The sequence below is a fragment of the Pulveribacter suum genome (assembly GCF_003013695.1).
In the GTDB taxonomy this organism is placed as follows: domain Bacteria; phylum Pseudomonadota; class Gammaproteobacteria; order Burkholderiales; family Burkholderiaceae_C; genus Melaminivora; species Melaminivora suum.
This window is the reverse complement of record NZ_CP027792.1, coordinates 3,103,908-3,125,727: the sequence shown is the minus strand read 5'-3', so window position 1 is coordinate 3,125,727 and position 21,820 is coordinate 3,103,908. Positions and strand designations below refer to the sequence as shown.

Below are 21,820 nucleotides of genomic sequence, written 5' to 3'. Positions count from 1 at the left end.
CTTTTTCTCAGTCGTTGACGTTGAAGACCTGGCGCAGGTAGGCCAGGAAGGTGGCATCGTCGCACAAGGTTTTGCCGGGAGTGTCGGAAAGCTTTGCCACGGGCTGGCCGTTGGCGCGCACCAGTTTCATGACGATGTTCAGGGGCTTGAGGCCCACGTCGTTGGTCAGCTGCGTGCCTATGCCAAAGCCCAGCTGCACCCGGTCGCCGAAGTGGGCGTACAGCGAGAGCGCCCGCTCCACGTCCAGCCCGTCGGAAAACACAAAGCGCTTGGTGGCCGCATCGATGCGCAGCCGCGCGTAGTGCGCCAGGGCCTTTTCGCCCCAGGCGACAGGGTCGCCCGAGTCGTGGCGCAGGCCGTCAAAGAGCTTGGCGAAGTACAGGTCGAAGTCGGCCAGGAAGGCGTCCATGCCCACAGTGTCGGTCAGCGCGATCCCCAGGTCGCCGCGGTACTCCTGCACCCAGTCCTCCAGCGCGGCGACCTGGAAGTCGCGCAGGCGCACGCCGAGGGCCTGGTAGGTCTGCAGGTATTCGTGCGCCATGGTGCCGATGGGCACCAAGTCCAGGTCGCGCGCCAGCAGCACGTTGCTGGTGCCCTTGAACCAGGCGGGCGCTTCTTGCGCAAAGGTCTGCACTACCTCGCGCTGCCAGGCGCCGCTGTAGCGCCGGCGCAGGCCGAAGTCGAACATCTCGAAGGGGTGGCGCAGGCGCGGGCCTTGCGCTGCGGCACGCTGCAGCCGCGCTAATTTTGCGGCCAGGCGCGTGCGGCCCTCGGCCAGCGCGGTGTGTGCGTCGAACTGGCGAAAGTACAGCTCGTTGACGATGGCCAGCACGAAGATCTCGAAGCCCATCACGTGCACCTGCGGGCCGCGGGCGACGATGGACAGCTGCTCGCCCTCGGCGCGCGCCTCGATGAAGTTGCGCTGGAACTGGAAGATGCGCAAGAAGTCGATGAAGTCGCTTTTCATGAAGCGCAGGCTGGCCAGGTAGTCCAGCTCGTCCGGTGCAAAGCGCAGTCGGCACAGCGCGTCCAGCTCGGCATTCACGGCGTCCACCAGGCCGGCGAGCGGGAACTGCGGCTGGTTGCGGCAGACGAAGCGGTATTCGGCCTGCGTCTGCGGGTGGCGGTGCAAGAGCGCCTGCCACATGGTGAACTTGTACAGGTCGGTGTCCAGCAGGCTGGTGATGACGGGGGCCATGGGGTGCTCCTTGTTTGATAGCTGCCAGCGCTTGTCTGGCGGGCGTCAGAGGCTGATTTCGCTTGAAACCGCCAGCCGCGCGCCCTGGGCCTGCATGGCCTGCAGGAAGGCGGCGTGCTGCGTCTCGAAGCCGGCCACCGGGCTCATGCAGTCGGTCAGCAGCACCAGGCGGCTGGCCTGCCAGCCGCGCACGCGCCGGGGCAGGTGGTGCAGCAGGTCCTCGGTGGTGGCGCGCACGCAGTGGCTGCTGGCCTGGCCGGCGATCAGCACCAGGTCGGCCTGGCCCAGTGCGTCCAGCAAGCGGGTGTTGGTGTCGGTGCCGGGATCAAGCGGATCGGGCACTTCGGCGCGCACGGCGCTGTAGTGCTCGGTCCAGGGGTTCATGCCCTTGAAGACGTTGGCCACCGCCCGCTGGCGGCGCGCCTGCCACTGGCCGCAGGCGGCCAGCACGCCCGCATGCACGGCGTGGCCCCAGCTGCCGATCTCGCAGTGCACGGGCCAGACCATGAGGGTGTAGCGGCCCTGGGCCTCCAGCGCATCCATGTAGGCCAGCACCCGGGCCCGGGCGCTGGCGTCGCGCGGGGCGTATTCGCCGCTGCGCACCTGGGCTGCGGCAAGGGGGGTGAACGGCATTACCGGGGCGCCATCCGCGCGCTGCCAGAACAGGGGGTGGGCCACGTCGTAGCGCTGGTGCGAATCCAGCGTGACGGTGATCTGGTCGATGCGCTCGCCCTGCGCAGTGATGAGTGCGGCCAGGCGTTGCAGGTCGGCATGGGCGCCGGCCACGGGCAGCGAGGGGGCGATGGCGGCGCCGCTGGCGGCATCGCGCCCGTGCCAGCTGGCGGGCAGGTCGCAAAAGTCGTTCTGGGGGTCGATGGCGAGCAGATGGATGGTGGTCATGGCGGCTTCCCGGTTGCGATGGGGCCAGTGTAGTGCTGTTAGTTCACTAATGCAACTAAGTGATCTAATGAGAATGCAATGCGCGGCTGCCTGGGCGTCGGTGGTAGTCTCGTTCGTCCATGCCTGATGCAAAGCCCCTTGATATGCCCCACAGCCCCGTGCTGTGCACGGTCGATGCCGTCCTGCTCACGCTGCAGCAGGGCGCGCTGCAGGTGCTGCTGGCGCGGCGCGAACGGGCGCCGTTCGCCGGCACCTGGGCGCTGCCGGGCGGCTTCATCCATCCGCAGGAAGACGCCGACGCGCAGGCCAGCGCGCTGCGCGTGCTGCAGGACAAGGCGGGCGTGCGGCCGCCCTATCTGGAGCAGCTGGCCACCTTCTCGGGCCCCGCGCGCGACCCGCGCGGCTGGTCGCTGGCGGTGGTGTATTGCGCGCTGGTGCCCGCAGAGCGGCTGCAGGGGCTGGGTGATGGCGTGCGCCTGGTGAATGTGGACGAGGTGCCGGCGCTGCCCTTCGACCACGGCGCCATCGTGTGCCAGGCGCTGGAGCGGGTGCGCGGCAAGAGCCAGTATTCGTCGCTGCCCGTGCACTTGTGCGGCGAGCAGTTCACGCTGCCGCAGCTGCAGGCCGTCTATGAGGCCGTGCTGGGCGAGCCGCTGAACAAGGTCAGCTTTCGCCGCAAGATGGACGAGCTGGCCATGCTGGAGCCCGTGCCCGGCGCGCTGCAGGGCGGCGGCGCCCACCGCCCCGCGCAGCTATACCGCCTGCGCCCCGCGTTCAGGCGCAGCCTGTCGCTGTCGCCGCGGGGGCTGTGAGGGGCGTTGAGCGTTATTCGTTTAGCGTTGTGCGTTCTTCACGCCAAGCGCCAAACGCTCAACGCTCAACGCTCAACCGCCCAGAGGCGTACAAACGCCTCATCAGCCGACTGGCCTTGGGGTCGGACCGCAGCAGCCCGTCACCTCAACGCCTTGCGCGCCGCGCCAAAGCCCAGCAGGGCCAGAACGACGAACAGCACGGTGAGCACCAGGAAGACGAAGAACAGTACCTTGGCAATGCCGGCCGCGCCGGCAGCAATGCCGGTAAAGCCGAACGCGCCCGCGATGAGCGAAACGATGGCGAAGATGAGGGCGTACTTGAGCATGGGATGAGCCTCCTTGGGTGTGGCCCGCCAGCAGGTGCGGCGGCGCAGCGCAAGAGTAGGGGCCGCCGTGGGCGCGTCCCGTCGTCCCGCCAAACTGCAACGTGTAGGAGGGCATCGACAGCGCCGCCTTGTCAGGCCGTCCAGGCCGCACCGCCGCCGCGCCGGCTCACCCCACGCTTGATGGGGCTTGCCTTACAGCCCGGCCGCTGCACGCAGCGCCTGGGCCTTGTGTCGCAAGGCTGCCGAACCCGCTGGCGCGGGCTCCGGGCTTTACAACCCGGCCGCTGCACGCAGCGCTGCAGCCTTGTGGTCTGCGTTCACATCGCTACGCGATATGAACTTCGCTCAAAGGCCCAGGGTTTGCCTGGCGGCAAACGCGGGGCTCATAGCCCCGCCGCTGCCCGCAGCGCCTGGGCCTTGTCCGTCCGCTCCCAGGTGAACTCGGGTTCCTCGCGGCCGAAGTGGCCGTAGGCGGCGGTCTTGGCGTAGATGGGGCGCAGCAAATCCAGCATCTGGATGATGCCCTTGGGGCGCAGGTCGAAGTGCTCGTGTACCAGGGCGGCGATCTGCTCGTCGGAGATGACGCCCGTGCCTTCGGTATAGACCGTGATGTTCATCGGCCGCGCCACGCCGATGGCGTAGGCCACCTGAATCTGGCACTGGCGCGCAAGGCCCGCGGCGACGACGTTCTTGGCCACGTAGCGCGCGGCGTAGGCAGCCGAGCGGTCCACCTTCGTCGGGTCCTTGCCGCTGAATGCGCCGCCGCCGTGCGGGCAGGCGCCCCCGTAGGTGTCCACGATGATCTTGCGGCCCGTGAGGCCGCAATCGCCCTGCGGGCCGCCGATGACGAAGCGGCCGGTGGGGTTGATCAGGTACTTGGTGTCCTGCAGCCACTCCTTGGGCAGCACCGGCTTGATGATTTCCTCGACCACGGCCTCGATGAAGCTCGCCTTCATGGTGGTGGCGTTCTCGCTCTGGTCGGGGCTGTGCTGGGTGGACAGCACCACCGTGTCGATGCTGTGCGGCTTGCCATCGACATAGCGCATGGTCACCTGGCTCTTGGCGTCGGGGCGCAAAAACGGCAGGCGGCCGTCCTTGCGCAGCTGCGCCTGGCGCTCGACCAGGCGGTGCGCGTAGTACAGGGGCGCGGGCATCAGCTCGGGCGTCTCGTCGCAGGCGTAGCCGAACATCAGGCCCTGGTCGCCGGCGCCGGTGTTCAGGTGGTCGTCGCTGGCGTGGTCCACGCCCTGGGCGATGTCGTTGCTCTGCTTGTCGTAGGCCACCAGCACCGCGCAGCCCTTGTAATCGATGCCGTACTCGGTGTTGTCGTAGCCGATGCGGCGGATGGTGTCGCGCGCCACCTGGATGTAGTCCACGTGGGCATTGGTGCTGATCTCGCCCGCCAGCACCACCAGGCCGGTGTTGGTGAGGGTCTCGGCGGCCACGCGCGAGCGCGGGTCCTGTTCGAGGATCGCATCCAGGATGGCGTCCGAGATCTGATCGGCCACCTTGTCGGGGTGGCCTTCAGAGACCGATTCGGACGTGAAGAGGAAGTCGTTCGCCATTTGAATAAACTCCGGTGTTTGTCGTCAGCAGCTTGTCTGGGCGTTGCCCAAAGCCCTGCGGGAGCTTCATGGCGAACGCTTTAGCAGTTGTGTTTAACGTCGCCCTGCAAGTTGCTCATTTAACTCGGCGACCGCGCCATTTTAATGCCAACCCTTTTTCGCCTTCTCTCTGCGCTGCCTTTGTGGCTGCTGCACGCCATCGGCGCGGCGCTCGGGTGGGTGGTGTTTTGCCTCTCGCCGACCTACCGGCGCCGCTTCGTCGGCAACGCTGCGGGCGCGGGCTACACGCTGGCCGACGTGCGCGCGGCCGTGGGGCACGCGGGGCGCATGGTGGCCGAGGCGCCGCGGCTGTGGTCGGCCCGCGCGCTGCCGCCCTGCGAGATGCGCAACGCCGAATGCGTGGAGCGCGCCTGGGCGGCCGGCCGGGGCGTGGTGTTCCTCACGCCGCACATCGGCTGCTTTGAGCTGTCGGTGCAGGCAACGGCCCAGCGCTGGTCGCCGGTGCACGGCCCCATCACCATCCTGTACCGCCCGGCGCGCCAGCCCTGGCTGGCGCGGGTGATGGCGACGGCGCGCAACCGCCCCGGTATCCAGGCCGTGCCCACCACGCTGCAGGGCGTGCGCCAGCTCATCAAGGCGCTGCGCCGCGGCGAGGCCGTGGGCCTGCTGCCCGACCAGGTGCCGCCCCAGGGGCTGGGCGTGTGGTCGCCCTTCTTCGGACGCCCGGCCTACACCATGACGCTGGCGGCCCGCCTGGCCCAGCAGACTGGCGCCGCCGTGGTGCTGGCGCGCTGCGAGCGGCTGCCGCGCGGGCGTGGCTACACGCTGCATTTCGAGGACATGCGCGAGCAGCCTCTGGCGCCTGAACTGGATGCGGCCGTGCTGCAGATCAACCAGGCCATGGAACACCTGATCCGCCAAAGCCCCGGGCAGTACCTGTGGGGCTACGCCCGCTACAAGAGCCCGCGCGGCGAAAGGCACACCGGCCCCCAGCACCAGGAGGGCGGCGCGTGAGCATGGCGCTGTCGCGCCTGGGCGTGGGTCTGATGGGGCTGCTGGCGCGTCTGCCGCTGCCCCTGCTGCGCGCCCTGGGGGCCTGCATCGGCCGGGCGCTGTTCGTGCTGGCCGTGCCGCGGCGGCGGGTGGCGCTGCGCAACCTGCAGCTGTGCTTTCCCGAGGTGGCGCAGGCGCAGCGCCGCGCCTGGGCGCGCGAGTCGTTCGTGCTGTTTTGCCAGACCTTCCTGGACCGCAGCTGGCTGTGGTCGGCCCCCGAATCGGTGGTGCGCAGCCGCCTGCAGCTGGTGGGCGCCATCTCCGAGCTGGCGGGCGACACGCCCACGATCATCTTCGCGCCGCACTTCTACGGCATGGACGCCGGCGGCCTGGCGCTGCTGATGCAGGCGCCGCGCCCGTCCACCTCGATCTTCGCCACCCACCCCAACCCGGTGCTGGACGCCTGGTTCATGGCCGGGCGCCAGCGCTTTGGCAATGTGCGCATGCTCAACCGCACGGCCGGGGTCAAACCCATCATCTCCTGCCTGCGCCAGGGCGGCATGCTGTATTTGCTGCCCGACATGGACTATGGACCGCAGGACTCGGTCTTCGTGCCTTTCTTCGGCGTGCCCGACGTGGCCACCATTCCGTCGCTGTCGCGCTTTGCGCGGCTGGGCCGGGCCAAGGTGCTGGCCCTGTACAGCCGCATGACGCCCCAGGGCTACGTGGCCGAGCTCACGCCTGCCTGGGAGCACTTTCCCACCGATGACCCCGTGGCCGACACCGCCCGCATGAACCGCGAGCTGGAGGCGGCCATCCGCACCATGCCGGCGCAGTACTACTGGGTGCACCGGCGCTTCAAGACGCGGCCCGAAGGTCAGCCGCCGCTTTATTAGCCAAATCGGCCTGCAGCGCCCGCCAGCCAAGCGTAGGCAGCTATCAAAACAGTAGTTACTCGGCCAGGAAGCCGGCCAGCGCGGCCTGCACCGCGGCGGGCTGCTCGTGCACGATCCAGTGCGAGGCGCCGGGCACGGGCTGCACCCGCAGGCGCGGCACCCAGGCGTCCAGCCCGTCCAGCAGGCCGGGCAGCAGGGCCGGGTCGTCCAGGCCCCACAGCACGCGCGTGGGCATGCGCACGGTGAGCAGCTCGGGTGGCAGCTGCACGGCGAGGATCCGCTCGTCGCCGGCGCACGGCGGCGCCAGCGGGCTGGCACGGTAGTAGTGGCACAGGCCCGCCAGGCCGGCGCCCCACACGGCGCGGTACTGCGCGCGCAGCTCGGGCGTGAGCCAGTCGGGGGCGCTGCCGTCCGGGCGGCTGAAGAAGCCGAACAGCCGCCGGAAATCGTCCTCGGCCAGCAGCTGCTCGGCGTCCGGGCGGCGCAGGAAGTGCATGTAGGCGCTGGCCTGTTGCTGCGCCGCGCTGTGCTGCAGCTCGCGCAGGAAGGCGCCGGGGTGGGGCGCGTTCAGGATCATCAGGCGCTGCACCCGCTGCGGGTGCAGTGCGGCCAGGTTCCAGGCCAGGGCGCCGCCCCAGTCGTGCGCTACCACGGCCGCGGCGCCGGCCGGGTCGGCTTCCGCGGCGATCAGCGCTGCCAGGTCCTGCACCAGGGGCTTGGCGCGGTAGCTGGCTTCATCGGATGGGCTGCTGGACGGCGCATAGCCGCGCAGGTAGGGCGCCACGCAGCGGTAGCCGCCGTGGGCGGCTTGAGCGAAGTGCGTGGCCAGCGCGTCCCAGACAAAGGCGCCTTCGGGAAAGCCGTGCAGGAACAGCAGCAGCGGGCGGCCCGGCGCACCCGCCACGCGGCAGTGCAGGGTGATGCCGTGCGGCAGGGGGTGTTCAGCGGCGTCCATCGTGCGCTATGCCTTTCGTAGCTGCCGGCGCTTGATGGGCAAGCGCTCAGGGCTGATCTGGTTCTGAGTCGGATTCGGATTCGGGCGCGGGCTCGAGCGGCGGGTGCGCCCACTGCCACAGCAGCTGGGCCACCTCGTCCACGCCCTGGCGTTTGAGCGCGGAGAACATCCTGACCTCGCCGCCGCCGGCCTGCAGTCGCGTGATCGACAGCGCCTTGGCCTGCTCGGCGCGGGTGAGCTTGTCGGCCTTGGTCAGCAGCACCAGGAACTTCAGGCCGGCTTCGACGCGCGGGCGCACGGCGTCCAGCAGCGCCTCGTCCAGCTCGGTCAACCCCAGGCGCGGGTCGCACAGCAGCACGATGGCCGTCAGGCTTTCCCGCTGCATGAGGTAGTTGAGCATCACGCGCTGCCAGCGCAGCTTGTCCTCGCGCGAGACGGCGGCGTAGCCGTAGCCGGGCAGGTCGGCCAGCACCGCGTCCGTGACGCCCTGGCGGCCCAGGGCGAACAGGTTGATGTGCTGGGTGCGGCCGGGTTTCTTGGAGGCAAACGCTAGCTGGCGCTGCTGCGTCAGCGTGTTGATGCAGGTGGACTTGCCGGCGTTTGAGCGGCCGACGAAGGCGATCTCCGGCACGTCGATGGGGGGCAGCTGGTGCAGCTGGGCGGCGGTGGTCAGAAAGCGCGCGGTGTGCATCCAGCCCAGGGCGACCTTGGCGTCAGGCTCTGGTGCGGCGGCTGGCGCGGCGGGTAGGGTCGTCATCACGGGTGGCGGGTTTAATCCAGGACAAGGTTTGGCGCGCAGGGGCGCCGCGACGTGCATTGTAGAATCGTGGGGTTTTGCGCCCTTCACACAAGAACCAGTCCACGATATGAAGTTGCTCGCCTCCCTGCTGATGGCTGCCGCGCTCGCGGCCCCCGCCCTGTCGGCCGTCGCTGCCGACGCCGCCCCCGCGCCGGCCGCATCGAAGGCACCGGTCAAGCCCGATCTGGCCAAGGGCGAGGCAACCTACGGCACGGTGTGCGTGGCCTGCCACGCGGCCGACGGCAACTCCACCATCGCCGCCAACCCCAAGCTGGCCCAGCAGCACCCCGAGTACCTGGTCAAGCAGCTGCAGGAGTTCAAGTCCGGCAAGCGCGCCGACCCGGTGATGCAGGGCATGGCCGCCATGCTGAGCGAGGACGACATGCGCAACGTGTCCTGGTGGCTGGCCTCCAAGGCCGCCAAGGACGGTTTCGCCAAGGACAAGGACCTGGTCGCCCTGGGCGAGCGCATCTACCGCGGCGGCCTGCAGGACCGCAACATCGCCGCCTGCGCCGGCTGCCACAGCCCCAACGGCGCCGGCGTGCCCGCCCAGTACCCGCGCCTGTCGGGCCAGCATGCCGACTACACCGTCAAGCAGCTGAACGACTTCCGCGCCGGCAAGCGCGGCAACAGCGCCCAGATGACGGACGTGGCCTCCAAGCTGAACGACCGCGAGATCCGCGCCGTCTCCGACTACATCGCCGGGCTGCGCTGACCGGCAGGTTGATTCACGTCAAGCCAGTGGGGACTCGCCAGGCCCCGCTGGAACCTGCGGCCGATAATGCCACCCAAGACGGGCGGGCCCATCTGAACGGATGGCCCGCCCTTTGTTCGTTTGCACGGCCCCACAGCCCCGTCCTCGCCGGTCCCCTCCATGTCTGACCCCTCCCTTGCCGTGCCCGGCGCCCCGCGCCAGCGCCAGGCGCTGCGCCCGGCCACCGAGCTGCTGGCGTCCATGCGCTTTGCCATCGCGCTGCTGACGGTGATCTGCATCGCCTCGGTCATCGGCACGGTGATGAAGCAGCACGAGCCGCTGAACAACTACGTCAACCAGTTCGGCCCGTTCTGGGCCGAGCTGTTCCTCGCGCTCAAGCTCAACGCCGTCTATAGCGCCTGGTGGTTCCTGCTGATCCTGGCCTTCCTGGTCATCAGCACCTCGCTGTGCGTCGCCCGGCATGCGCCCAAGTACCTGGCGGACATCCGCAACTACAAGGAAGACATCCGCGAGAAAAGCCTGCAGGCCTTCGGCATGAAGGCCAGCGGCCGCCTGGCCGCCGAGACGCCCGATGCCGCGGCCCGGCGCATCGGCCACCAGCTCGCGCACCGCGGCTGGAGGGTGCGCGTGCAGCCGCGCGAGACCAGCGCCGGCCACGGCTTCATGGTGGCGGCCAAGGCGGGTGCGGCGCACAAGCTGGGCTACATCGCCGCGCACAGCGCCATCGTGCTGATCTGCCTGGGGGGCCTGCTGGACGGCGACCTGATCGTGCGCGCCCAGATGTGGCTGGGCGGCAAGACGCCCTACGCCGGCGGGGGGCTGATCTCCGAGGTGGCGCCCGAGCACTGGCTGTCGCCGCGCAACCCCACCTTCCGCGGCAACCTGGTGGTGTCCGAGGGCACGCAGTCCAGCACCGCCATCCTGAACCAGTCCGACGGCCTGCTGCTGCAGGAGCTGCCGTTTTCTGTCGAGCTGAAAAAGTTCATCGTCGAGCACTACTCCACCGGCATGCCCAAGCTGTTCGCCAGCGAGGTGGTGATCCACGACAAGGCCACGGGCGAGGCCACGCCTGCGCGCATCGAGGTCAACCACCCGGCCAGTTATCGTGGCGTGGAGATCTACCAGTCCAGCTTCGACGACGGCGGCTCGCAGGTGCGCCTGCGCGCCCGGCCGCTGGTGCCGGGCGTGGCGCCGTTCGAGGTGGACGGCGTGATCGGCAGCTCCACGCAGCTGGCGCGCGGCCAGCTGCCCGAGGCGGCGACGCTGGAATTCACCGCCCTGCGCGTGCTGAACGTGGAGAACATGGGCGAGGAGGGTCCGGGCTCGGGCGCCGACGTGCGCAAGGTGGACCTGCGCGGCTCGATCGAGTCGCGCCTGGGCGCCGGCAACAAGACCGTGACGCGGCGCGAGCTGCGCAACGTCGGCCCCAGCATCGGCTACAAGCTGCGCGATGCCTCGGGCCAGGCGCGCGAGTTCCACAACTACATGCTGCCCGTGGACATGGGCGACGGCCAGCTGCCCGTGTACCTGCTGGGCGTGCGCGATACCCCAACCGAGCCGCTGCGCTACCTGCGCGTGCCTGTCGATACGGAGGGCGGCATGGACAGCTTCGTGCGCCTGCGCCAGGCCCTGGGCAGCCCGCAGCTGCGCGAGCAGGCGGTGCGCCGCTACGCCGCCCTGGCGGTGGATGAGTCCCGCCCCGACCTGGCCGAGCAGCTGACCCTGTCGGCCATGCGCGCGCTGGCGCTGTTTGCCGGCACCGAGGCCGATGCCCTGGGCCGCGGCAACGGCGGGCTGCAGGCGGTGTCGCAATTCATCGAAGCCAACGTGCCCGAGGCCGAGCGCGAGCGCGCCGGCGAGGTGCTGGTGCGCATCCTGAATGGCGCGCTGTTCGAGCTGGCCCAGCTCACCCGCGCCCAGGCCGGCCTGGCGCCCATGCCGCTGGACGATCGCACGCGCGCCTACATGACGCAGACCGTGCTGTCCTTGAGCGACGCGCAGGCCTACCCGGCCCCGGTGACGCTGGAGCTGGTCAATTTCAACCAGGTGCAGGCCAGCGTCTTCCAGGTCGCACGCGCACCCGGCAAGAACGTGGTTTATCTGGGCTGCGCGCTGCTGATCCTGGGCGTGTTCGCCATGCTCTACGTGCGCGACCGGCGCCTGTGGGTCTGGCTCACGCCCGAGGGCGCGGGCGCGCACGCCACCATGGCCATGTCCACCAACCGCAAGGCGCTGGACAATGGCCGCGAATTCGCCCAGCTCACCACCCAGGTCCTTGGCTCGCCGCCTTCCGGAGGTACATCCACATGAATACCGCTGCCACCTCAACCGCCCCTGCCGGCTACACGCTGGACCAGGGCTACTTCGCCCGGCGCACCTGGCTGGACTGGCTGTTCGCCCTGGTCGTCGCAGTGGGCGGGCTGTTTGCCCTGCAGCGCTACGGTGCGCACATGGACGTGTACGAGAAGGGCATCTTGCTGGCCTCCATTCCCACCGCCGTGTGGCTGGGCTGGTTCTGGCGCCCGCTGCTGTGGCTGATGCTGGCGGTGGCGGCGCTGTCGCTGTCCGCCATCGGGCTGTACCAGGGCGATGCCGGCGGCGACCTGGCGCGCGCCGACACGGTGTTCGGGCTCAAATACTTCCTGTCCAGCCAGTCCGCCATCCTGTGGATGAGCATGCTGTTCTTCATGAGCACGGCGTTTTACTGGATTGGCATCTTCGCCGGCGGCGAGCGCCAGACCATGATGCGCATCGGCTCGCGCGTGGCCTGGGTGGCCGTGGGCCTGGCGCTGATCGGCACCATGGTGCGCTGGTACGAGAGCTACCAGATCGCCCCCGACATCGGCCATATCCCGGTGAGCAACCTGTACGAAGTGTTCGTCATGTTCTGCTGGATGACGGCGCTGTTTTACCTGTACTACGAAGAGCAGTACGGCACGCGCGCCCTGGGCGCCTTCGTCATGCTGGTGGTGAGCGCGGCCGTGGGCTTCTTGCTGTGGTACACGGTGGTGCGCGAGGCGCACGAGATTCAGCCTCTGGTGCCGGCGCTCAAGAGCTGGTGGATGAAGCTGCACGTGCCGGCCAACTTCATCGGCTACGGCACCTTTGCGCTGGCGGCCATGGTGGCCTTCGCCTACCTGATCAAGCAGCAGGCGGCCGAGACGCGCTGGTACAAGCTGGCGCCGCTGTGGCTGCTGGGCATCGTGCTGTGCTTTGAGCCGCTGGCCTTCCGTCAGGAGGTGGACGGGCGCAGCAGCTACTGGATGGTGTACTTCGGCATCTCGGCGCTGATCGTGGGCGGCATCCTGTTCGGTCGCCGGCGCATCGCCGCCCAGCTGCCGGCCCTCGAAGTGCTGGATGACGTCATGTACAAGGCGATCGCCGTGGGCTTTGCCTTCTTCACCATCGCTACCGTGCTGGGCGCGCTGTGGGCGGCCGAGGCCTGGGGCGGCTACTGGAGCTGGGACCCGAAGGAGACCTGGGCCCTGATCGTCTGGCTGAACTACGCCGCCTGGCTGCACATGCGTTTGATGAAGGGCCTGCGCGGCACCATGTCTGCCTGGTGGGCGCTGGGCGGCCTGGCCATCACCACCTTCGCCTTCCTGGGCGTGAACATGTTCCTGTCCGGGTTGCACAGCTACGGCACGCTATGAATAGGGTAGCTGCTGGCGCTTGATGGTTGCGGGTTTGCGCATGTTTTGTGCGTCAACCCGGTTGTCGGCCAGCGCAAGCAGCTCCTGAAAGAGTAGCAAAACGCCCTTGGCGCCTGCAGGGGCGCGCAGCCTGCGGCAGACTGGCGGCTTCTCAAGTGCGCCCCACGGAGCCTGCCATGCCTCTTCCCTCACCCGACAACGGCTTGCCGCGCCTGCTGCCCAGCGAGATCACCCCGCGCGCCGCCTTTGAGAGCCGCCGCGTCCTGCTGCGCCAGCTGGCCGGCGGCGCGGCCGGTACGGCCCTGGCTGCCTGGGCCGGCCGCCAAGCGCTGGCCGACACCGCGCTGGTGCAGCCGCCCGGGCGCTTGGCCGCACTGCCCGCGCGCCGCACGGCCGTCGCTGGCGGGCTGAGCATGGAAAAGCTCACCGCTTACAAGGACGCCACTACCTACAACAACTTCTACGAGTTCGGCACCGACAAGGGCGACCCGGTGAAGAACGCTGCCACCTTGAAGACCCGGCCGTGGACGGTCGCCGTGGAGGGCCTGGTCAACAAGCCACGCACCTTCGGCATTGAGGAGTTGCTGAAGCTTTCGCCCCAGGAGGAGCGCATCTACCGCCTGCGCTGCGTGGAAGGCTGGTCCATGGTCATCCCGTGGGTGGGCTATTCGCTGGCCGAGCTCATCCGCCGCGTCGAGCCGCAGGGCAGTGCGAAATACGTCGAGTTCGTCACCCTGGCCGACAAGCCCACCATGCCCGGCGTGAACAGCCGCGTGCTGGACTGGCCCTACACCGAGGGCCTGCGCATGGACGAGGCGCTGCACCCGCTCACGCTGCTGGCTTTTGGCATGTATGGCGAGGTGCTGCCAAATCAGAACGGCGCGCCGGTGCGCCTCGTCGTGCCCTGGAAGTACGGCTTCAAGAGCGCCAAGAGCATCGTGAAAATCCGCTTCGTCGAAAAGGAACCCGGCACCGCCTGGAACAAGGCCGCGAAGAACGAATACGGCTTTTATTCCAACGTGAACCCGGACGTGGACCACCCGCGCTGGAGCCAAGCCACCGAGCGGCGCATCGGCGAAGACGGCCTGTTTGCCAAGCGGCGCAAGACGCTGCCGTTCAACGGCTACGAGGCGCAGGTCGGCCAGCTCTACGCCGGCATGGACCTGAAGAAGTTCTATTGATGGCGGCGGTGCAGGGCGGCCGGGCAGCGGCGCGCGGGCAGTGGCTGCTGGCGCGCTGGGCCAGGCCGCTGTTGTTCACGCTCTGTCTGGCGCCGCTGGCCTGGCTGGTTTGGGGCGCCGCGGCCGACCGCCTGGGCGCCAACCCGGCCGAGGCGCTGATCCGCGCCCTGGGCGACTGGACGCTGCGCCTGCTGTGCCTGACGCTGGTCGTCACCCCCCTGCGTTTGGCGCTCAAGGTGCCTGCCCTGGCGCGCTTTCGGCGCATGCTGGGCCTGTTCACCTTCTTCTACGCGCTGCTGCACCTGCTGAGCTATGCCTGGTTCGACATGGGGCTGGAGCCCGGCGAGATTGCCCGCGACATCGCCAAGCGGCCCTTCATCCTGGTGGGCATGGCGGCCTTCGCGCTGCTCACGCTGCTGGCTGCCACCTCGTTCAACCGCGCCATGCGCTGGCTGGGCGGGCGCCGCTGGCAGCAGCTGCACCGCGGCGTGTACCTGATCGCCGTGCTGGCGGTGCTGCACTTTTGGTGGATGCGCGCGGGCAAGAACGACTTTGCCGAGGTGCTGGTCTATGGCGCCCTCCTGGCCGCGCTGCTGGCGGCCCGGCCGCTGCTGCGCCGGCGCGCTGGCCTTCAAAAAGGATAGCTGCCCGCGCTTGGTGGGCGGGCGCTGGAGGCCGATTTGGCTGGTAAAGACGTTATCGGCCGGCGGCCTGCGAAGCCGGGCGTACCTGGCGCGTGGCGGGGTCGATCTGGTCCGTGGGCAGCTGGTAGGCGCGCTCGTCGAACAAATCGATGCCGCAGGCCAGGCCGTCCAGCCACTGGTAGAAGTCCTCGATCGCCTGCTTGCCGATGAGGGGCGCGCCGTGCTGGGGCACGATCATGGCCACGTCCAGCTGGCGCGCCATGCGCGTCCACAGCCGCAGGATCTTGTTGCTGACCATGTAGCGGCGGTGAAAGCCTTCCATGCGCGGCAGGTGCGGCGCCAGCTGGGTGACGGGCACGCGCGCCTCGGCCCCGCTGGTCATGGACACGCCCAGGTCGCCCGTGAACAGGATGCGGCTGACCGGGTCATAGAAGTGGAAGTTGCCCTCGGAGTGCATGAAGTGCGCGGGCAGCAGCACCAGCTCATGGCGGCCCAGCGGCAGGTGGCCGCCGCCGTCGGGCACGGCGATGACGCGGCCCTCCGTCTTGCCGGCCTTGGTGAAGTGGGGGACAAAGCGCTCCCAGACGCGCGAGATGACCAGCTTGGCGGGTGTGCTGGTCAGCCAGCGGTCCAGCGAGGCGATGATGTCCGGATCAGCGTGCGAGGCGATCAGGTAGGACAGCTTGTGCGGGGGGAAGTGCTTGGTCATCCCCATGAACAGCTCGTTGAACGCCAGGTTGCCGCCCGGGTCGATGATGGCGCCCGTGTCGCCATCCACGACCAGGAACTGGTTGGCCTGCACCGCCTGCCCGTCCTCCTCGACCAGGTCGGTGAACATCAGGCAGGCGTGATTCTTGTCGCGGTATAGCTCGATGGGTTCCAGGGACATGCGGCACTTCCAGATTGCGAAAGCGCAATAGTAGGGCCGCCAGGATGGTTATGCCTTGATGCGCGTCAAGGGCGTCAGCCGCCCACCAGCCGCTCGTTGCGAAACAGCTCGACCACGCCCTCGCGCGCGCGGATCAGGTGCGCCCGGGCGCCATCGACCAGCACCTCGGCCGGGCGCGGGCGGCTGTTGTAGGTGCTGCCCATGGCGCTGCAGTACGCCCCCGCCGACAGCACGGCCAGCTGGTCGCCCGGCGCCACGGCCAGCTGGCGGTCGCGCCCCAGCCAGTCGCCGCTCTCACACACCGGTCCCACGACGTCGTACAGCGTGCCCTCGGCGCCGGGCTGCTGGTGCAGCGGCACGATGGCGTGGTAGGCCTGGTACATGGCGGGGCGGGGCAGGTCGTTCATGGCCGCGTCCACGACGCAGAAGTTCTTTTGCTCGCCGGGCTTGAGGTACAGCACCTCGGTCAGGCACACGCCGGCGTTGCCCACCAGCGAGCGGCCGGGCTCGATCATGAGCTGGCGATCGCCGTAGCCGCGCGCATCCAGGCGCGCCAGCAGCTTGGCCCACAGGGCGTCGGCCGCCGGGGGGGTGTCGCCGTTGTAGTTGATGCCCAGGCCGCCGCCGAAGTCGATGTGGTGGATGGCAATGCCCGCCGCCTCGATGGCGGCCACCAGGTCCAGCATGCGCTCCAGCGCATCCATGAACGGCGTCTCCTCGGTGATCTGCGAGCCGATGTGGCAGTCGATGCCCACCACGCGCAAGCCCGGCAGCTGCGCGGCGCGCTGGTAGGTGGCCAGGGTGTGCTCGTGCGCAATGCCGAACTTGTTGCCCTTCAGGCCCGTGGAGATGTAGGGGTGGGTCTTGGCGTCCACGTTCGGGTTGACGCGGATGCTGACCGGCGCGCGCAGCCCCATGGAGGCGGCCACGTTGCTGAGCACCTCCAGCTCGGCCTCGCTCTCTACGTTGAAGCAGCCAATGCCGGCCTGCAGCGCCTGGTGCATTTCGGCGCGTGTCTTGCCCACGCCGGAAAAGATGACCTTGGCCGGGTCGCCACCGGCGGCCAGCACGCGCTCGAGTTCACCGCCGGAGACGATGTCGAAGCCGCAGCCCTGGCGGGCGAACAGCTGCAGGACGGCCAGCGAAGAATTGGCCTTCATGGCGTAGCAGATCTGCACCCGGCGCCCGGCAAAGCCGCGCTGGTAGGCGGCCAGCGCGTCCAGCATGGCGCCCTTGGAATAGACGTACAGCGGCGTGCCATGTTTGCGCGCCAGGTCGGTCAGGTGGCAGTCTTCGAGGTACAGCGACTGGTCGCGGTAATGGAGCTGGGGCTGGCCGGGCAGGGGAGAGGGAATCATGGACGTGCAGTGGTGGAGGAAGCGGGGGCGGAAGCAGGAGCTGTTGGCGCCGCGGCCGCGGCGGGCGCCGGGCGCAGCGTGTCGGGCAGGCTGGCGCGCTGGGCGGCAGCGGGATCGGTGGGCAGGTACAGCGGGCCGCGCTGGCCGCAGCCCGCAACAGATGCCACGGCGGCGGCAAGGCAAAGCGTCGTGACTAGAATGCGGCGACTTGTGAGCATCTGCAAATTGTAGTAATGACCGACCTGGAATTCATGGACCGCGCTGAACAGCTGCTGCTGGCGGTGGAGCGCGGCTGCGACCGCATCAACGACGACACGGACTGCGACCTGGACAGCCAGCGCACGGGTGGCATGGTCACCCTGTCGTTTGCCAACCAGAGCCAGATCATCGTGAACCTGCAAAAGCCCCTGCACGAGGTCTGGATGGCGGCGCGCTCGGGCGGCTATCACTACCGCTTCGATGGCGGGCAGTGGCGCGACACCAAGACGGGCAGCGAGTTCTTCGCCGACCTGAGCCGCGCCGCCAGCGAGCAGGGCGGCCAGGCGCTGCAGTTCGCGCCCTGACGCACCCTTTCCCCCTTTTTTCCTGTCAGTTCCTGAACAGGTCGAGGATGCGGTTGCGCTCCTCGGCCGGCGGCGGTGTGGTGGGCGCCGTGGCTGGCGGGCTCTCGCCCGCTGAGGGCATGCCGGCTTCCAGCCCGACGCTGGACACGCCGCCGGTGCGCACGTATTCGTCGTAGTACCACTCGCCACTGACGTTGGTCAGCCCGGCGGGCACGGTGGGCTCGGCCACGGGCACGCCCTTCAAGGCCTTCTCCATGAAGCTGATCCAGATCGGCAGGCTCAGGCCGCCGCCAGTCTCGCGGCTGCCCAGGTTGCGCGGCGTGTCATAGCCAATCCAGGACACGGCGGCAACGGTGGGCTGAAAGCCGGCGAACCAGGCATCCACGGCATCGTTGGTGGTGCCGGTCTTGCCGTACAGGTCCGGGCGCTTGAGCGCCGCCTGCGCGCGGGCAGCGGTGCCGGAACGGGTGACCTCCTGCAGCAGGCTGTCCATGACGAAGGCGTTGCGCGCATCGATGGCGCGCGGGTGGTCGGCCGTGGCCGGGGGCTGGACGTTGGACAGGATGCGCCCCTTGTGGTCCGTCACGCGGGTGATCAGATAGGGGTTGATGCGGTAGCCACCGTTGGCAAACACCGAATAGGCCGCCACCATCTGCATGGGCGTGACCGAGCCCGCGCCCAATGCCATGGGCAGGTAGGCAGGGTGCTTGTCGGCGTCGAAGCCGAAGCGTGCCACCCACTGCTGCGCCGCCTTCGGCCCCACGGCCTGCAGCACGCGGATGGACACCAGGTTCTTGGAACGCGCCAAGCCTGCGCGCATGGTCATCGGGCCGTCGTACTTGCCGTCGTAGTTCTTAGGCTCCCAGGGCTGGCCACCCGTCACGCCGGCGCTGAAGAACAGCGGCGCGTCGTTGATCACGGTGGCCGGGGTGAAGCCCTTTTCCAGCGCCGCGGAGTAGATGAAGGGCTTGAAGGCCGAACCCGGCTGACGCCAGGCCTGCGTGACGTGGTTGAACTTGTTCTTGTCGAAGTCAAAGCCGCCCACCAGCGCGCGGATGGCGCCCGAGCGCGGATCGACGGCAACGAAGGCGCCTTCCACCTCGGGCAGCTGGGTGATCTCCCAGGTCTTCTTGGGCGTCTGCACGACACGAATCACGGCGCCGCGGCGCAGGCGGATGTTGGGCGGTGCCTTGTCGGATAGGCCGGACTGCGCGGGCTTGAGGCCCTCGCCCGTGATCTCCAGCTTCTCGCCGTCGGCGCGCGCCGCGACGATCTTGCGCGCCGAAGCCTCCAGCACCACGGCGGCCAGCACGTCGCCGTTGTCGGCGTGGCCGGCCAGGGCGTCGTCGATGGCGTCCTCGGCCTCTGCGTCGGAGGCAGGCAGGTTTACGAAGCGTTCGGGGCCCCGATAGTGCTGGCGCCGCTCGTAATCCATGATGCCCTTGCGCAGCGCCAGGTAGGCGGTCTCCTGCTCCCCGGCGTTGAGGGTGGTGTACACGTTCAGGCCACGCGTGTAGGCCTCGTTGCCGTACTGCGCAAAGATCAGCTGGCGCGCCATTTCGGCGACGTACTCGGCATGGATGCGCGTGTTGTCGCTGGGCGAGCGCAGGCGGATGGGCTCGGCCTTGGCTTCCAGGGCATCCTGCGCGCTGATGAAGCCGTTTTCCTGCATGCGCTCGATGATGTAGAGCTGGCGCATGCGCGCACGCTTGGGGTTGCTGATCGGGTTGTAAGCCGACGGGGCCTTGGGCAGGCCGGCCAGCATCGCTGCCTCGGCAATGGAAATGGATTTCAGCGGCTTGCCGAAATAGGTTTCAGCGGCAGCCGCAAAGCCATAGGCCCGATTACCCAGATAAATCTGGTTCATGTAAATCTCGAGGATCTGATTTTTCGAAAGCAGATGTTCGAGCTTGAACGTAAGTAATATTTCGTAAATCTTTCTGGTAAATGTTTTCTCCGAGGAAAGATATACGTTGCGCGCCACTTGCATGGTAATGGTCGAGGCGCCCTGGCTCTTGACGCGCCCCAGATTGGCCAGCGCCGCGCGCAGCACGCCCTTGTAGTCCACGCCGCCGTGCTGGAAGAAGCGCGCGTCCTCGATGGCCAGCACCGCGTTGGTCATCACTGGCGGGATGTCCTCGATGGGAGTCAGGTTGCGCCGCTCCTCGCCGAATTCGCCCAGCAGAGCGCCTTCGGTGGAATACACCCGCAGGGGAAGCTTGGGCCGATAGTCAGCCAGCTCGGAGATGTCCGGCAGGTTGGGATAGGCCACCGCCAGGCCCAGCGCCACGGCCAGAGCCGCCGCGGCGACCCCCGCGGCCGCAAGGCCCAGCAGCCATGCCAGAGCAAGCAGGGGCCAGCGCACCCAGCGCGTCAGGCGGGCAGGGGGCTGGGGCGTTTTCGTGGGAGTGGGAGGCGTGGTCATGAGGGCGGGTTTCAGGCAACCGGCCATTATAAAAATGCAGCGCCGAGGACTGCCGGGCAGCACTTTCTTCCCTCCCCATTTCTGGTGATGCCCAGCCATTTGCCCCTGGCCTTTACCCCCGCTGCGAACGTCTGCTTTTGACAACGTCCGCGCGCCTGTCCGCCGGAGAAGTGCTTGGTTGCCCCAGCACCTTGCTGCTAGCATTGAAGCGAGCTGTTAAGTTTCGTTGCATGAATCAAGAAATAAGTTACAGGGGGACGCCTTGATCTCAGTGGGGTCGTTATTCAGTCGCAAGGCCGTCCCGTTGCTGGGAGTGGACGTGAGTTCGTCCAGCGTCAAGCTGGTGGAGCTGGGGCGGGACAGTGCAGGCAAGCTGGTCCTGGAACGCTGCGCCATCGAGCAGCTTGAGCGCGGGTGGGTCACCGACGGCAACATCGAGAAGTTCGATGAGGTTGCCGAGGCCGTACGCCGCCTGGTCAAGAAAAGTGGCACCAGGACCAAGAACGTGGCCATGGCGCTGCCGCCATCGGCCGTGATCACCAAGCGCATCAATCTGCCCGGCGGCATGTCCGAGCAGGAACTTGAGGTGCAGGTCGAATCCGAAGCCAACCAGTACATCCCCTTTTCGCTGGACGAGGTGAGCCTGGATTTCTGCGTCATCGGTGCCGCCAAGGGCGCGCCAGACGACGTCGAGGTCCTGATCGCTGCCTCGCGCAAGGAAAAGGTGCAGGACCGGCAGGGTCTGGCCGAGGCAGCCGGCCTCAAGTCGGTGATCATGGATATCGAGTCGCATGCAGCACGCCTGTCCGCCAGCCGCCTGATCCAGGCGCTGCCGGGCAATGGCGTGGACGCTGTGGTGGCGCTGTTCGAAGTGGGCGCGTTCACCACCAGCATGCAGGTGATCCGCAACGATGACGTTCTTTACGAGCGTGATCAGGCCTTCGGGGGAGCGCAGCTGACGCAGCTGATCGTGCGCCAGTACGGCTTCTCGCAGGAAGAGGCGGAAGCCAAGAAGCGTAACGGCGACCTGCCCGAGGACTATCAGTCTGCCGTGCTGCGTCCGTTCGTGGACAGCCTGTCGCAGGAAATCGCCCGCGCCCTGCAGTTCTTCTTCACCAGCACGCCCTACCACCGGGTGGACCACATCATGCTGGCCGGCGGCTCCGCGCCCCTGGCCGGCCTGACCGAGCAGGTCATCAAGAACACGGGTTTCGCCTGCATCACCGCCAATCCGTTCGATGGCATGGAGATCGGCAGCGGCGTGCGGCTGAAGAACCTGGTGCGTGAGGCACCGTCCTATCTCACCTCCTGCGGCCTGGCCATGCGGAGGTTCCTGCAGTGATTCTGATCAATCTGCTTCCGCACCGCGAGGCGGCACGCAAGCGCCGGCGCGAGGCCTTCCAGGCCGTGATGCTGATGTCCGCCCTGGCTGGCCTGGCCATCGCGGCCGTTATCTACTGGTGGTTCCAGGTCATGATCGATGACCAGCAGGAGCGCAACAACTTCCTGCGCGGCGAGATCAAGGTGCTGGAAGGCCAGATCAAGGAAATCGCCACCATCGAGGAGGAGATCGCCGCCCTGCAGGCACGCCAGAAGGCAGTGGAGGATCTTCAATCTGACCGCAACCTGCCGGTACACCTGCTCAACGAACTGGTGATGCAGCTGCCCGAGGGGGTCTATATCACCAGTCTCAAGCAGCAGGACCAAGTGGTGACCATGCAGGGCATGGCCCAGTCCAACGAGCGCGTGTCGGAGATGCTGCGCAATCTGGCCAGCAATACCCCCTGGTTCTCCAAGCCCGAGTTGGTAGAGATCGTGGCCGCTAATGTGGCCCTGTCGCCGAAGGATCAGCGCCGCGTGGCTTCCTTCAACTTGCGTTTCAGGCTGGTACGCAGTTCTGAGGCGCAACAGGGCGCCGATGCTGCCAGCGCAGCGGCAGGGAAGTGAA

The 21,820-nt window shown here is 68.1% G+C and carries 21 protein-coding genes; 11 read left to right on the top strand and 10 right to left on the bottom strand.

Going from position 1 to position 21,820, the window contains the following annotated elements; all coding sequences use genetic code 11:
• Positions 1-7: 7 nt before the first annotated feature.
• Both pncB and C7H73_RS14355 read right to left on the bottom strand, forming a co-directional pair.
• Positions 8-1,198 carry a nicotinate phosphoribosyltransferase gene (gene pncB, locus C7H73_RS14360; protein ID WP_106847279.1) on the bottom strand — a complete coding sequence of 397 codons (1,191 nt, stop codon included), beginning with the start codon at positions 1,196-1,198 and terminating at the stop codon, positions 8-10.
• 45 nt (positions 1,199-1,243) lie between these two features.
• On the bottom strand, positions 1,244-2,098 hold the full coding sequence (locus tag C7H73_RS14355; protein ID WP_106847278.1) for a cysteine hydrolase family protein: 855 nt from the start codon (positions 2,096-2,098) through the stop codon (positions 1,244-1,246).
• A gap of 143 nt (positions 2,099-2,241) precedes the next feature.
• Between C7H73_RS14355 and C7H73_RS14350 the strand changes: the two genes are divergently transcribed.
• Entirely contained in the window at positions 2,242-2,910 is a 669-nt protein-coding gene (locus C7H73_RS14350; RefSeq protein ID WP_106847277.1) for an NUDIX hydrolase, read from the top strand.
• A gap of 140 nt (positions 2,911-3,050) precedes the next feature.
• Here the strand turns inward: C7H73_RS14350 and C7H73_RS14345 are convergent, their stop codons facing one another.
• Positions 3,051-3,236 (bottom strand): DUF1328 family protein, encoded by a 186-nt coding sequence (locus tag C7H73_RS14345; RefSeq protein WP_106847276.1) that lies wholly within the window; start codon positions 3,234-3,236, stop codon positions 3,051-3,053.
• A gap of 383 nt (positions 3,237-3,619) precedes the next feature.
• On the bottom strand, positions 3,620-4,801 hold the full coding sequence (gene metK, locus C7H73_RS14340; protein WP_106847275.1) for a methionine adenosyltransferase: 1,182 nt from the start codon (positions 4,799-4,801) through the stop codon (positions 3,620-3,622).
• 144 nt (positions 4,802-4,945) lie between these two features.
• On the opposite strand from metK, the gene C7H73_RS14335 reads away from it, so the two are divergent.
• Both C7H73_RS14335 and C7H73_RS14330 read left to right on the top strand, forming a co-directional pair.
• Complete coding sequence (locus C7H73_RS14335) at positions 4,946-5,815, top strand: lysophospholipid acyltransferase family protein (protein ID WP_106847274.1); 870 nt, start codon at positions 4,946-4,948, stop codon at positions 5,813-5,815.
• Between the two features lie 2 nt (positions 5,816-5,817).
• Entirely contained in the window at positions 5,818-6,690 is an 873-nt protein-coding gene (locus C7H73_RS14330) for a lysophospholipid acyltransferase family protein (RefSeq protein ID WP_106847273.1), read from the top strand.
• Between the two features lie 55 nt (positions 6,691-6,745).
• On the opposite strand, the gene C7H73_RS14325 is transcribed toward C7H73_RS14330, so the two are convergent.
• On the bottom strand, positions 6,746-7,645 hold the full coding sequence (locus C7H73_RS14325; protein WP_106847272.1) for an alpha/beta fold hydrolase: 900 nt from the start codon (positions 7,643-7,645) through the stop codon (positions 6,746-6,748).
• A 46-nt stretch (positions 7,646-7,691) separates the two neighbouring features.
• Positions 7,692-8,402 carry a ribosome biogenesis GTP-binding protein YihA/YsxC gene (yihA, locus tag C7H73_RS14320; RefSeq protein ID WP_106847271.1) on the bottom strand — a complete coding sequence of 237 codons (711 nt, stop codon included), beginning with the start codon at positions 8,400-8,402 and terminating at the stop codon, positions 7,692-7,694.
• Between the two features lie 109 nt (positions 8,403-8,511).
• On the opposite strand from yihA, the gene C7H73_RS14315 reads away from it, so the two are divergent.
• From C7H73_RS14315 to C7H73_RS14295, 5 genes are all read left to right on the top strand, one after another.
• Positions 8,512-9,159, top strand: coding sequence for a c-type cytochrome (locus tag C7H73_RS14315; protein ID WP_106847270.1), 648 nt, complete (start codon positions 8,512-8,514; stop codon positions 9,157-9,159).
• A gap of 159 nt (positions 9,160-9,318) precedes the next feature.
• Entirely contained in the window at positions 9,319-11,469 is a 2,151-nt protein-coding gene (locus C7H73_RS14310) for a cytochrome c biogenesis protein ResB (protein ID WP_106847269.1), read from the top strand.
• Complete coding sequence (gene ccsB / locus C7H73_RS14305) at positions 11,466-12,812, top strand: c-type cytochrome biogenesis protein CcsB (RefSeq protein ID WP_106847268.1); 1,347 nt, start codon at positions 11,466-11,468, stop codon at positions 12,810-12,812. Before C7H73_RS14310 ends, ccsB begins: the two co-directional genes overlap by 4 nt.
• 176 nt (positions 12,813-12,988) lie before the next feature.
• A complete protein-coding gene (gene msrP / locus C7H73_RS14300) occupies positions 12,989-13,993 on the top strand; it encodes a protein-methionine-sulfoxide reductase catalytic subunit MsrP (RefSeq protein ID WP_106847267.1) in 1,005 nt (334 codons plus the stop codon).
• The gene (locus tag C7H73_RS14295; RefSeq protein ID WP_106847266.1) at positions 13,993-14,637 is read left to right on the top strand and encodes a protein-methionine-sulfoxide reductase heme-binding subunit MsrQ; all 645 of its coding nucleotides are present in this window, start codon (positions 13,993-13,995) and stop codon (positions 14,635-14,637) included. The genes msrP and C7H73_RS14295 overlap by 1 nt, the downstream gene beginning before the upstream one ends.
• Before the next feature lie 52 nt (positions 14,638-14,689).
• Here the strand turns inward: C7H73_RS14295 and C7H73_RS14290 are convergent, their stop codons facing one another.
• The 3 genes from C7H73_RS14290 to lptM form a co-directional block, all read right to left on the bottom strand.
• Positions 14,690-15,526 carry an oxygen-binding di-iron domain-containing protein gene (locus C7H73_RS14290; protein ID WP_106847265.1) on the bottom strand — a complete coding sequence of 279 codons (837 nt, stop codon included), beginning with the start codon at positions 15,524-15,526 and terminating at the stop codon, positions 14,690-14,692.
• 74 nt (positions 15,527-15,600) lie between these two features.
• Positions 15,601-16,884: a diaminopimelate decarboxylase gene (gene lysA, locus C7H73_RS14285; RefSeq protein WP_106847264.1), complete on the bottom strand. Its 1,284-nt coding sequence runs from the start codon at positions 16,882-16,884 to the stop codon at positions 15,601-15,603.
• Positions 16,881-17,102, bottom strand: coding sequence for an LPS translocon maturation chaperone LptM (gene lptM, locus C7H73_RS14280; RefSeq protein WP_106847263.1), 222 nt, complete (start codon positions 17,100-17,102; stop codon positions 16,881-16,883). Before lptM ends, lysA begins: the two co-directional genes overlap by 4 nt.
• Before the next feature lie 15 nt (positions 17,103-17,117).
• Here lptM and cyaY point away from each other — a divergent pair, with 15 nt between their 5' ends.
• The gene (gene cyaY, locus C7H73_RS14275) at positions 17,118-17,447 is read left to right on the top strand and encodes an iron donor protein CyaY (RefSeq protein WP_106847262.1); all 330 of its coding nucleotides are present in this window, start codon (positions 17,118-17,120) and stop codon (positions 17,445-17,447) included.
• A 25-nt stretch (positions 17,448-17,472) separates the two neighbouring features.
• On the opposite strand, the gene C7H73_RS14270 is transcribed toward cyaY, so the two are convergent.
• The gene (locus tag C7H73_RS14270; protein WP_106847261.1) at positions 17,473-19,872 is read right to left on the bottom strand and encodes a penicillin-binding protein 1A; all 2,400 of its coding nucleotides are present in this window, start codon (positions 19,870-19,872) and stop codon (positions 17,473-17,475) included.
• Between the two features lie 262 nt (positions 19,873-20,134).
• Between C7H73_RS14270 and C7H73_RS14265 the strand changes: the two genes are divergently transcribed.
• Both C7H73_RS14265 and C7H73_RS14260 read left to right on the top strand, forming a co-directional pair.
• A complete protein-coding gene (locus C7H73_RS14265; RefSeq protein ID WP_106847260.1) occupies positions 20,135-21,214 on the top strand; it encodes a pilus assembly protein PilM in 1,080 nt (359 codons plus the stop codon).
• Positions 21,211-21,819 carry a PilN domain-containing protein gene (locus C7H73_RS14260; RefSeq protein WP_106847259.1) on the top strand — a complete coding sequence of 203 codons (609 nt, stop codon included), beginning with the start codon at positions 21,211-21,213 and terminating at the stop codon, positions 21,817-21,819. Before C7H73_RS14265 ends, C7H73_RS14260 begins: the two co-directional genes overlap by 4 nt.
• Position 21,820: the final 1 nt, after the last annotated feature.